The organism is Stenotrophomonas sp. 57 (assembly GCF_030291075.1).
Lineage (GTDB): Bacteria > Pseudomonadota > Gammaproteobacteria > Xanthomonadales > Xanthomonadaceae > Stenotrophomonas.
In genome coordinates, this window is the sequence record NZ_CP127407.1 from 3,292,501 (window position 1) to 3,304,761 (window position 12,261).

8 protein-coding genes are annotated in these 12,261 nt (G+C 67.9%); 5 read left to right on the forward strand and 3 right to left on the reverse strand.

Translation table 11 applies throughout. The features are described 5' to 3' along the window. Nucleotides 1-37 precede the first annotated feature (37 nt). The gene (locus QP512_RS15235) at nucleotides 38-3,565 is read right to left on the reverse strand and encodes a hybrid sensor histidine kinase/response regulator (protein WP_286069457.1); all 3,528 of its coding nucleotides are present in this window, start codon (nucleotides 3,563-3,565) and stop codon (nucleotides 38-40) included. A gap of 95 nt (nucleotides 3,566-3,660) precedes the next feature. Further along, entirely contained in the window at nucleotides 3,661-7,206 is a 3,546-nt protein-coding gene (locus QP512_RS15240; RefSeq protein ID WP_286069459.1) for an ATP-binding protein, read from the reverse strand. Between the two features lie 162 nt (nucleotides 7,207-7,368). Here QP512_RS15240 and QP512_RS15245 point away from each other — a divergent pair, with 162 nt between their 5' ends. From QP512_RS15245 to QP512_RS15255, 3 genes are read left to right on the forward strand one after another with little or no spacing between them, the layout of a single operon-like run. Then, nucleotides 7,369-8,001, forward strand: a complete 633-nt coding sequence (locus tag QP512_RS15245; RefSeq protein ID WP_286069461.1) for a YceI family protein — start codon at nucleotides 7,369-7,371, stop codon at nucleotides 7,999-8,001. Nucleotides 8,002-8,011: 10 nt separating this feature from the next. Beyond that, the gene (locus QP512_RS15250; RefSeq protein ID WP_005410672.1) at nucleotides 8,012-8,584 is read left to right on the forward strand and encodes a cytochrome b; all 573 of its coding nucleotides are present in this window, start codon (nucleotides 8,012-8,014) and stop codon (nucleotides 8,582-8,584) included. Between the two features lie 3 nt (nucleotides 8,585-8,587). Then, nucleotides 8,588-9,160, forward strand: coding sequence for a YceI family protein (locus QP512_RS15255; RefSeq protein ID WP_286069462.1), 573 nt, complete (start codon nucleotides 8,588-8,590; stop codon nucleotides 9,158-9,160). Nucleotides 9,161-9,265: 105 nt separating this feature from the next. On the opposite strand, the gene QP512_RS15260 is transcribed toward QP512_RS15255, so the two are convergent. Continuing rightward, nucleotides 9,266-9,493, reverse strand: a complete 228-nt coding sequence (locus QP512_RS15260) for a glutaredoxin family protein (protein WP_286069464.1) — start codon at nucleotides 9,491-9,493, stop codon at nucleotides 9,266-9,268. Between the two features lie 100 nt (nucleotides 9,494-9,593). Between QP512_RS15260 and QP512_RS15265 the strand changes: the two genes are divergently transcribed. After that, nucleotides 9,594-10,976 (forward strand): L-serine ammonia-lyase, encoded by a 1,383-nt coding sequence (locus tag QP512_RS15265; RefSeq protein ID WP_286069465.1) that lies wholly within the window; start codon nucleotides 9,594-9,596, stop codon nucleotides 10,974-10,976. Between the two features lie 203 nt (nucleotides 10,977-11,179). Next, complete coding sequence (locus tag QP512_RS15270) at nucleotides 11,180-12,175, forward strand: alpha/beta hydrolase (RefSeq protein WP_286069466.1); 996 nt, start codon at nucleotides 11,180-11,182, stop codon at nucleotides 12,173-12,175. The last annotated feature ends 86 nt before the right edge of the window (nucleotides 12,176-12,261 follow it).

Sequence of the window (12,261 nt, forward strand, 5' to 3'; positions counted from 1 at the left end):
TCCGTGGGTGGTGGGGCTGCAAGTCCTGCAATGAACCCTACCGCCCCATCACCCGGGCGATCGCTTCCACCAGCAGCTCACCGGTCACCGGCTTGCGCAGGAAACCACCGATGCCGGCTGCTTCCACCTGCTGCTGCAGGTCCGGATCGGTCCGCGCCGTCACCGCCAGCAGCGGCAGCATGTAGCCCTGGTTGCGCAGGTGCTGGGCCAGCTCGAAACCACTCAGGCCCGGCAGGTCCAGATCCAGCAGGCCGACATCGAAATCACCGGCACTGATCTCGCGCAGCGCCGCCAGCGCATGCCCCGCATGCACCACCTCATGCCCACGCGCGCTCAGCAGGCCGCGTACCACGTCGGCCACGGTCGCGTCATCCTCGACCAGCAGCACGCGTAGCGGCGGCATGTTGGCCGCCTCTTCACGGTGCGCCTGGCCGTCTGCTTCAGTACTTGCATCGACCACCAGCGGCAACGGCAGGGTCACGCCAAAACACGTGCCGCGACCCAGCTGGCTCTCTACCTGGATACGCCCCTGCATCGCCTGCGCCAGTTCGCGGCAGATCGCCAGGCCCAGGCCGCTGCCGCCGTACTGCGCGGCGGTGCGGGCGCCGTCGGCCTGTTCGAAGCGGCGGAACAGGCGCTGCTGCTGTTCCTGGCTGATGCCCGGACCGGTATCGCGCACTTCGAAATGCAGCGCGCGCAGCTCGCCGTCGCTGCGCGCATGCAGGGTGATGGTGCCGCGGCTGGTGAACTTGACCGCGTTGGAGAGCAGGTTGAGCAGGATCTGCCGTACCCGCATTGCATCGCCGGTGGCCTGCAGGCCCGGCGGCAGCTGGTTGTCGAGGGTGAAGCGCAGGCCCTTCTGTGCTGCCAGCGGTCCCATCAGGGCGGCAAGATCCTGCAGCAGGCAGCTCAGCGCGAACGGCCTTGACTGCAGTTCCAGCCGTCCGGACTCGATCCGTGCCAGGTCCAAGGCATCGTTGACCAAGTGAAGCAGGTGTTCGCCGGCATGCCGGATCGACTGCGTGTAGCCGCGCTGCTGGGGGTCCAGCGGCGAGGCCAGCAGCAGTTCGCTCATGCCGAGCACGCCGGTCATCGGCGTGCGGATTTCGTGGCCGAGATTGGCCAGGAAGCGGGTCTTGGCCGCCGAGGCCTGTTCGGCCAGTTCCTGTTTGTGCAATGCCAGCTGATAGGCATGGCGCCGCTGCAGGCGGCGGCGGTACAGCCAGGCAAACCAGCTGGTCAACAGGAGTGCGATCGAAGCCAATACCAGCAGTCCGGACAGGCTGCGCCACCATGGCGGCTGCACGCGGAATTCCAGGCTCTGCACCCGCGACCAGACGTGGTCGGCCGAGCGCGCCTGTACTTCCAGGCGGTAGCTGCCCGGCGGCAGGCGCGAGAACAGGCGCTCACCGGCCGGGCCTACTTCCACCCAATCGGGGTCGTAGCCCGCCAGGCGGTAGCGATAGCTGTTGGACGCCGAATCGGCGAATGACAGCAACCGCGCGACGATGCGCAGGTCACGATCACCATCGGCAATCTGCAGGGGCGTGTCGTGGGTCAGGTCGAGTACCTGCTCGTTGCGGCGGACTTCAACCCGCTCGATCACCAGCGGCGCGCGCCGCACCGACGGCCGCACCTGTTCCGGGTCGAACACCACCACGCCGGCCGGGGTACCGGCCACCAGATGGCCATCGCCGGACATCGCCAACGTGTGCTCGCGGAACTCCTGGCTGGGCAGGCCGTCGTGCACGCCGTACAGGCGCACGCTCTGCCCGTCGGCGCCCACCCGGACCAGGCCGCGCGCACTGGTGGCCCAGGCCACGCCCTGTGCATCGACCACCAGCCCGGAGGCGGAGATCGCCGGGTAGCCCTGCTCCGCGCCGACAACGGCCTGCCGCTCCAACCGGCCGTGGCTCCAGCGGTAGCGCGACAGGCGGCCGTCCTCCGACAGCCAGACCTGGCCATCGCGGCCCACGTGCAACGCATGGATCGCGGTCGCCGGCGCACCCGGCACCGGCTGGAAGCGCTCGCTTTCCGGCAGCCACTGCAGCAGGCCACGGCTGCTGGCCAGCCAGATGTGGTCCTGCGGCCCGCATTCCACATCCAGGTTGAGCTGGCCCTGCTGCAGGCCGCGCTGGCCGTTTTCCAGCTGGCGGCGCAGGCGACCGTCGAGGTCACGCTGCTGCAGGCCTGCAGGCAACATCAACCAGAGACTGTCGCCGTCGCAGGTCATCATCGACTCGATGACCCCTTCCATGGCCGCGTCGGCCCCTGCATCACGGCCCCAGCGACGCAGCTCACGTCGCTTCGGGTCATAGCGCAGCAATGCATCGGTCGAGCCGATCCAGACCTGGCCGCGGCGATCCTCGCGTACCGAGGACAGCCAGTACATGCCGTTGACCCAGGTGCGGTGCTGCTCGATCCTGCCGGTCCTGGGATCGAACCGGTCCAGCGCGCCGTGGCTGCCGACCGTCCAGATGCCACCATTGCTGGAAGGGCTGGTGCCCAGCACGAAGGCATTGCGCAGCGAACCGGCGTCATCCTCCAGCCGCGACAGCACCGAGAACTGCCACCAGCGCGGCAGCAGGTGCCACAGGCCGGCATTGGTACTGGCCAGCCAGATGCCGCCTTCGCGGTCCTCGTAGGCGCCAGTCCAGTTCGGCCGCACCGGCCCGCGCGCAACGGCGCTGTACAGCGGAACGGTCTGGTACTGCCCATCCACGGCCCGACCCAGCCCGGTACGGGTATCCAGCCAATGGCCGCCCTGTTCATCGCGCAGCATCATGCCGAGCACCTGCTCGCCCGACGGTAGTTTCCATGGCGGCGATTCAAAACGCCCGTCGGGGCGACGCACCGTGGCGCCGGCCGTCGTACTGATCCACAGGCTGCCATCGGGTTCGCTGGTCAATCCATTGATCAGCAGGCTGGGAATGACATCCGTGCCGACCCGCTCGAAGTCGGTGCCGGTCCAGCGCGCCACGCCATGCTTGGTGCCGACCCACAGGCTGCCATCGGCCAGCGTGGCCAGGTACGGCACCGAGGCGGCGGGCAGGCTGCGCGGATTGTTGGCCTCGGGCAGGAAACGCTGCAGGCGGTCCTGGCTGTCCAGCCGGTACAGGCCACCTTCGTGGGTGCCGAACCAGATCGCACCGTCGGGGGTGGTGGCCAGGCTCCAGACCGTGTTGGTCCCCATCAGTGGCTGGCTGCTGCGGTCGTAGAAATGCAGCTGGCGGCGGTCGGCCGACATCCGTACCAGGCCCGCGTTCTCGGTCCCGATCCAGAGCTGGTTGCGCGCATCGACCAGGACCGTCCAGATGCGGTTGTCGCGCAGGCCATCCTCCGAGCGCCAGATCCGGTAGTTGCGCCCGTCGTAACGAGCCAGACCGTCGTTGGTGGCGATCCACAGGTAGCCGTAGCGGTCTTCGGCCATGCGGTTGACGGTATTGGAGGGCAGGCCGTCGAACACCGTCACCTGGCGCGGGCTCGGGGGCACCGGCTGCGCGGCAGCGGGTGACAGGCAGCACAGGAGGATCAGCAGCAGCATCGCCGCCCGCAGATACGCCACCGATTGCCTCCTCACGCTGCCCTGATGATTCCCGCGCTGCGGGCGTCGGCATGGTAAACCGAAAGTCGCGCCGTTCACGCCCGGCGCCGACGTTTTCAAGTCGTGGTCTGTCGTTTAGTGCGCGCCTGGATGATCGCTGTCACCAGCATGTCGCCGGTGACCGGCTTGCGCAGGAAGCCATCGAAACCGGCAGCGAGCACCTGCGATTCAGCATAGGCATCGGAGCGTGCGGTGACCGCCACCAGTGGCAGCTCGTAGCCCAGAGTGCGCAGCTGGCGTGCAATCGCAGTACCGTCCAGCGCCGGCAGGTCGAGGTCGAGCAGGCCGACATCGAAGCCGTCGGTCGCGATCTCCGACAAGGCTCCCAGGCCGTGCAGCACATGCACCACGTCATGGCCACGGCTACGCAGCAGGCCTGCGATGACCTCGGCTACGGTGGCATCGTCCTCCACCAGCAGGATGCGCAATGGCGGCAGCACCAGCGGCGCCGTCGCTTCGCCTGCAGCGGCCGCTGCCTGCCGGGTCCACGGCAGCGGCAACCGCACCCGGAAGCGCGCGCCCTTGCCTGGCTGGCTGTCCACTTCGATGCCCCCACCCATCGCCACGGCCAGCTCCTGGCAGATCGCCAGGCCCAGCCCGCTGCCGCCATAACGCGATGCCGTGCGCGGACCATCGGCCTGTTCGAAGCGATGGAACAGGCGATCCTGCTGCTCGGCACTGATGCCCGGGCCACTGTCATGCACTTCGAAACAGAGCCCGCCGCCGTTCGCTTCCAGGTGCACGGCCAGGCCGACATGACCGCGCTCGGTGAACTTGATCGCATTGCCCAGCAGGTTGAGCAGGATCTGCCGCACACGCATCTCGTCGCCACTGACGCTGATCGGGCCAGGCGGATCGTCGCCACGCTGGAAATCCAGCCTGCGCTGCCTCGCCATGGGCTGCATCAGCGCCTGCACCTGGTCGAGCAGGCCGGCCAGGTCGAACGGGCGCAGATCCAGCTCCAGCCGGCCCGCCTCGATGCGCGCGAGGTCCAACGCATCGTTGACCAACCGCAGCAGATGGCTGCCGGCCTGCTGGATCGAGCCGGCATAGCTGCGCTGCACCGGGTCCAGCGGTGTGGCCAGCAGCAGCTCGCTCATGCCGAGCACGCCGGTCATCGGCGTGCGCACTTCGTGCCCCAGCGTGGCCAGGAACCGGCTCTTGGCCTGCGAGGCCTGTTCGGCAAGCTCCTGCTTGTGCACGGTCAACTGCCATTGCTGGCGACGGCGCAGGCGCGCACGGATCGACCAGACCAGGATGAGCAGCAGCAGCGAACCGATCAGGATGTAGCCGAAGATCGCCATGCCGCTGCGCCACCACGGTGGCAGCACCTTCACCTGCAGCTGCTGCGAAGGCGTCCACGCACCATTGGCGGTGGCCGCCTGCACTTCGATGACGTAGCTGCCGGTGGGCAGTCTCGATAGTGTGCGCTGACCGTCGCCGCCCTGCTCCACCCAGTTCTGGTCATACCCGCGTACCCGGAAGCGGTAGCGGTTGCCCTGGGGGTTGGCATACGACAGCAGCCGCGCATCGATCTGCAGATCGCGATCATCCGGTCCCAGCAGCAGGGTGCCGGTGTTCGGCAGCGGCTGCCAGCCGCGCGCGTCGTCGCGGCGCACGCGCACCTCGGCAATCACCAGCGACGACCCGGGCAGCACGACGTCGTCGGCATTCACGTCGAAAGCGACCAGGCCGGTCTGGGCCACGGCCAGCACGCGGCCATCGGCATTCACCGCCGGCGGACGGCTGGTGAACTCGGCATCGGACAGGCCGTCGCGTTCGTTGAACAACTGCAGGCGCCGTGCTTTCGGATCCCAGCGCAGCAGGCCGCGCGGCGTGGTTGCCCACACCCGGCCATTGTCGGCCAATGCAAGGCCGCCCATGCTGACCGGCGGCACTCCGGCGCTTCCATCAATGCGCTGGATCAGGCGCAGGCTCATGCCATCCCACTGGTAGCGCTCCAGCGCGCCCTGGCGGGCCAGCCACAACTGTTGCGGATCCACCCACACCAGGTCGTAGATCAGACCACGCGAGACACCCGGCACCGCTTCGAAGCGTCCGGCCTGCTCGCGCCAGATACCCATGTCGCCCATCACCCACGCCTTGCCATGGGCATCAAAGCGGATCTGCTCGATGGGTGAATCGGCCGCCTTGCGGAAATCATCGAGTGGATAGCTGCGCAGCACCCGGCCATCCGCACTGCGCTGCTGCAGGCCCAGATTCATCACCGACAGCCAGACCGTGCCATCGGGTGCCTGCCGCATCAGGTCGATGCGCTGGCGCAGGTCGGCGCCTCCATCGATATGCCAATCGTGCAGCGCGCGGGTGGCCGGGTCATACACGCTGATACGGCCGGCACGCCCCAGCCACAGGCGCCCGTCCGGCCGCGGCAGGACAGACCACACCGCACCACTGCCAATCTGGCGGTCGCTGGCGAGCAGGCGCAGCGTGCCCTTCGCATCCAGCTGATACACGCCATGCGCCGAACCCACGTAGTAGTTGTGGCCATCACTGGCCGCGCCCAGCAGGTACTGGCTGTCCAGCGGCTTGCCATCGAGCTGGTTCCAGATCGAGAAGCGGCGCCAGTCCGGCGGCAGGTAAGCCAGGCCCTGGGTCAACAACGCCACCCAAAGTCCGCCCTCATGGTCCTGCAGCATGTCGAGCACACCGCTCTGTGCAGTGAGGAAACCACTGCCGCGGTCGCCCTCGAGGCGCCACAGCGCACTGGCGTCGCCGCGCAGCAGGCCGTCGGACGTGCCGGCCCAGTAGCCACCCCGCCGATCGGCCAGCACCAGCGCCGAGCGCAGGCGGGCGCTGTCGCTCCAGCGCGGACGGCTGACCCGGTCCTGCGCATCGATGCGGTACAGGCCGTCGTTCTGGCTGCCAAGCCAGATCGAACCGTCCGGATCACGGCTCATCCGCAGCACGCTCAGCGCGCCCAGTTCGTGCGGTGCCACCGGCTCGAAGCCAACGCCGTTCCAGCGCGCGACCCCGGCCTCGGTGCCGATCCACAGGCGGCCGCGGGCATCGACCAGGCTGCTGTAGATGGTGTTGCTGGGCAGGCCGTCGGCGCGGGCCGGGTCGTGCTTGAAGAAACGCAGGCTGCCGTCCTCGCCGAACCGGCAGATGCCCTGGCTGCTGGTGCCGATCCACAACGCGTCCGCGGCATACGCCAGTGTCCAGAACTGGCTCATGCAGGGGCCATTGACCGCATCGAAGGTCCTGAAGCGCTCGCGGTCGGCATCCAGGCGGGCCACGCCCTTGCCATTGATGCCCACCCATACCCGGTCCAGCGGATCGACCAGCAGGGTCTCGATCTCGTTGCCGGGCAACGAGCCAGGCTGCTCCGGATCGTGCTCCCAGACCCGCAGCGAGCTGCCGTCGTAACGCACCAGGCCACCATCGGTTGCAGCCCAGATATGGCCCTGGCGGTCCTCGGCCAGCGCCAGCACCATGCGCGACGGCATGCCTTCGGCGGCACCGAAGCGCCGCAGGCGCGGTGTTTCTGCCATGTCCAGGGCCGCAGCCGCTGTGGCGGACGCCAACAGCAGCAGCCCCGTTCCCGCGATGCCCAGGCACCACAGGCGCCAGCCGCTCGTCATCCTGAACCCCCTGTCCTGGCCCGATTGTCACACAGGCCGGGTCCATGGCTGCAACAGCCTGTTGCCGGCGCAAGGCCACCACGAACTGTTGCAGCCATGCACGCATCCTTGGCAGGGGCCTGTGCGTATGATCACAGCGTCCCTTTCCGGAGCCCGCCATCGATGCGTCCCTGCCTGGCCCTGCTGCCGATGCTGCTCGCCACCGCCCCTGCCTGGGCGGACGCCGATACCTATCGCATCGATCCGGTGCACACGCGGGTGCTGTTCAGCATCGACCATGCCGGCTATTCGCAGGCCATGGGGACGGTTTCCGGCAGCGAGGGCCGCTTGCAGTTCGATCCCGACAACTGGCGCGGCGCCACACTGGACGTCAGCGTACCGGTGTCGCGACTGGACCTGGGCGATGCAAAGTGGAACGAGGCCACCCTGGCCCGCAGCCTCCTGGACGGCGAGCGCTTCCCCAACGCGCGCTTCGTCTCCAGCCGGGTCGAACCGATCGATGCCAGGCGCGCGCACGTGATCGGCACGCTGACCCTGCGCGGGGTCAGCCAGGAGGTCACGCTGGAGGTGACCCTCAATGCCATCAAGCGCTACCCGCTCCCACCGTTCCGACGCACCGCCGGTTTTTCCGCCAGCACCACGCTGAGCCGGCGCGCGTTCGGCATCACCGCCTGGCCGGGCGTCATCGGTGATGCAGTACAGCTGAGGATCGAGGCTGAAGCCACCCTCGACCGCAGCGACGCCCCGGGAACTCCCGCTCCCGTTCCGCACTCCGACCCCAAGACGGCCCGCTAGAGGACCCTTCATGACCGCCAAGAACACCCCCGCCGCCTGGGGGAGTGTCAGCCAGATCCTGCATTGGTTGATCGCACTGCTGATCCTCGCCCTGGGCGTGGTCGGCCTGACCATGGGTGAACTGCCCAAGACCCCGAAGTACTTCTGGGTCTACACCGCCCACAAGTCGATCGGCATCACCGTGCTGGCGCTGGTGCTGTTCCGCCTCGGCTGGCGCCTGTATGCCGGCGCGCCGAAGCCGGTGCCGGGCGTGCCCAGCTGGCAGGAACGCATCGCCAGTGCCACCCACGTGCTGCTGTATGTGCTGATGTTCGCCATCCCGCTGTCGGGCTGGCTGTACGACTCGGCCAGTGGCCTGCGCCCGTTCCGCTGGTTCGGCCTGGTCGACGTGCCCAAGCTGAGCGGCCCCGATCCGCAGGTGGTGGCGGTATCGCATGCCATCCACGAATACGGCTTCTGGCTGTTGATCGCGGTGGTGCTGGCCCATGCCGGCGCTGCCTTCTACCACCACCTCTTCCAGCGCGATGCGACGTTGTCCCGCATGTTGCCGCGCGGCTGGCTCGCCTCCCCTCAGAAGGACTGACCGATGAACCTGAAACTGACCACTCCGGCCGCCGTGGCCGCCGCCCTGTCCGGCATGCTGGCCACCGCCCCGGTGCTCGCCGCCGACTATGCGCAGGCCCCCGGCGCGGGCTCGATCCTGGTGTTCGCCACCAAGTACGACGGCGAAGTGTTCACCGGCAGCTTCCCGGGCTTTGCCACCAAGCTCAGCTTCGACCCGGCCAATCCGGCCGCTGGTTCGTTGGACGTGGTGATCCCGCTTGCAGGCGCCAAGAGCGGCAACAGCGACCGTGACTCGACCTTGCAGGGTGCCGACTTCTTCAACGTCGGCAAGTTCGCCACCGCGCGTTACACCGCAAAGGGTTTCCGCGCGGTGGGCAATGACCAGTTCGCCGCCGATGGCACCCTGGAACTGCGTGGCGTCAGCAAGCCGGTCACCCTCACCTTCACCTGGAAGCCGGGCACCCAGCCGGTGCTGACCGGCAAGGCCACGGTCAAGCGCCTGGACTTCGGCGTCGGCGGCGGCGACTGGGCCGACACCAAGACCATCCCGGACGAAACCGCGATCAGCACGATCGTGAAGTTTGACGCGAAATGAGCACTGGGCCGGGGCACCGCCCCGGCCGCATTCTGTAGAGCCGAGCCACGCTCGGCTGCTGCGCGCGCCGCGACCGCATCTGCCGCCGGGCCCTGCCCGGCGGATTCAACCCGCGGCCAGCCAGGCCCGCACGCGGGCCGCGTCGAACGGCCAGTCCAGTTCGCGGCCGCCTGCCTCGTCGCGCAACACCGGCACGCGGGCGCCATAGCGTGCTTCCAGCGCCGGCTGGTCATCCAGGAACACCGATTCGAACTCCGGTGCCCGCGCCTTGGCCAGCTCGGCCAGGGCCATGTCACACAGATGGCAGTCGTCGCGCTGGAACAGGGTCAACACCGGTTTGGCTCCCTCTGCCGAAATGCTGCGCCGCAGCCATGGAAGTGCGGCATGAACCGCTAGAATAGCGGTCTCTTCCGGTACCCGCAGTACGGCAACCATGGCTGTCAGCACGTTCGACGTTTTCAAGATCGGCATTGGCCCGAGCTCCTCGCACACCGTCGGGCCGATGAAGGCCGCCGAGCGATTCATCCACCGCTGGCTGCTCGACCCGGGTCGCCTGTACGAGGTCGCGCGCATCCGCGCCGATGTCTATGGCTCGCTGGCGCTGACCGGCCGCGGCCATGGCACCGACAAGGCGATCCTGCTGGGCCTGGAAGGCCAGCGGCCCAACCTGATCGACCCGGACATCATCCCGGCCACGCTGGAGCGCATCCGCAGCAGCAAGCGCATCCAGCTGATGGGCCAGCACGAGATCGCCTTCGACGAGAAGCGCGACCTGGGCATGAACAAGCGCCAGAAGCTGCCGTACCACACCAATGGCATGCGCTTCACCGCGTACAACGCCGAGGACGAAGTGATCGCCACCCGCGATTACTACTCCGTCGGTGGTGGCTTCGTGGTCAACCAGGACGACGCGGCCGATGACCGCATCGTGCCCGACGAGACCCCGCTGCCCTATCCGTTCAAGAGCGGCGACGAGCTGCTGGCGCAGACCGCGCGCAGCGGCCTGAGCATCGCCCAGCTGATGTTCGAGAACGAGAAGTGCTGGCGCAGCGAAGACGAGATCCGCGCCAACCTGCGCGAGATCTGGAGCGCCATGCAGTCGTGCGTGGCACGGGGCATCCGCGAGGAAGGCGTGCTGCCGGGTGGCCTGAAGGTGGGCCGCCGCGCGCCGGCGCTGTACCGCGAGCTGTCATCGAAGCCGGAAGCGGCGATGCGCGATCCGCTGACCACGCTGGACTGGGTCAACCTCTATGCGCTGGCGGTGAACGAGGAAAACGCCGCCGGTGGTCGCGTGGTCACCGCGCCGACCAACGGTGCGGCCGGCGTGCTGCCGGCGGTGCTGCACTACTTCGATCGCTTCTGCCCGGGTGCGAACGAGCAGCGCGTGTTCGACTTCCTGCTGACCTCGGCAGCGATCGGCATCCTCTACAAGGAGAACGCCTCGATCTCCGGCGCCGAAGTGGGCTGCCAGGGTGAAGTGGGCGTGGCCTGCTCGATGGCGGCCGGCGGCCTGGTCGCCGCGCTGGGCGGCAACCCCAGCCAGATCGAGAACGCCGCGGAAATCGGCATGGAGCACAACCTCGGCCTGACCTGCGACCCGATCGGAGGCCTGGTGCAGATTCCGTGCATCGAGCGCAATGCGATGGGCGCGGTGAAGGCGATCAACGCCTCGCGCATGGCCATGCGTGGCGACGGCAAGCACAAGGTGTCGCTGGACAAGGTGATCAAGACCATGCGCGATACCGGCCGTGACATGCAGGACAAGTACAAGGAAACCAGCCGTGGTGGCCTGGCGGTGAACGTCATCGAGTGCTGAGGGTGGCGGGCCCCGGCGCAATGGCGCCGGGCCGCAGATGGAGTCGACCGTGGGTCGACTGCTCTTCCCTCAGGCCGCGAAAATCCCGCGCTGCGCGCGGTAGCCGACTAACAGTCGACGCTACCCAGTCGCCCTTGCCGGGTCGGACAACACCGTCACTGCGTTCCGGTTAGGCTCGGGGCTCCCCCGCCCCGGATTGCCCCATGCGCGTGATCGCCGCCGCCCTGCTTGCCTGCCTTCCGCTGTCCGCCCTCGCCGCGCCCACCTATGGGCCACGCCTGGAGGGCTTCGACTACGGCTATCCGGTGAAGACCTTCGCACTGGAGTCGCAGCGGCAGTCGCTGGAAATGGCCTACCTGGATATCGCGCCGAAAAAGGCACCGGCCGGCGTCGTGGTGCTTCTGCATGGCAAGAACTTCTGTGCGGCCACCTGGAAGGAATCGATCAAGCCACTGATCGCCGCCGGCTACCGGGTGATTGCCCCGGACCAGGTGGGCTTCTGCAAGTCCAGCAAGCCCGAGCGCTACCAGTACACGTTCGCGCAGCTGGCCGCCAACACCCATGCGTTGCTGCAGCAGCTGCAGCTGGGTGATGTGCCGGTGCACCTGGTCGGCCACTCGATGGGCGGCATGCTGGCGGTGCGCTACGCGCTGATGTACCCGCAGGACCTGCGCAGCCTGTCGCTGGTCAACCCGATCGGACTGGAAGACTGGAAAGCGCTGGGTGTGCCATGGCGCAGCGTGGATACGTGGTATGCCGGCGAGTTGAACATCAGCTATGACAGCATCCGGCGCTACCAGCTGGAGGTGTACTACGATGGCAAATGGAAGCCAGCCTACGAGCCGTGGGCACGCATGCAGTCAGGCATGTACGAAGGCCCAGGCAAACAGGCCGTTGCGTGGAGCCAGGCACTGGCCTCGGACATGGTGTTCAACCAGCCGGTGGTCTACGAACTCAAGAACGTGCAGGTACCGACCACGTTGTTCATCGGCCAGAAGGACCGCACTGCGATCGGCCGGGACCTGGCGCCGCCGACGGTGAAGGCGACGCTGGGCAATTACCCGGTGCTCGGCAAGGCCGCAGCGGCCGCCATTCCCGGCGCAACGCTGGTCGAGTTCGCCGAACTGGGCCATTCGCCGCAGGTGCAGGACCCGAAGCAGTTCAATGCCGCGTTGCTGAAGGCATTGAAGGCGCATTGAACGGCAGCCCCCCTGTAGAGCCGAGCCCATGCTCGGCTCATCCGGCAGGAGGGGGATTCTGTCAGGGGCAGCCGAGCATGGGCTCG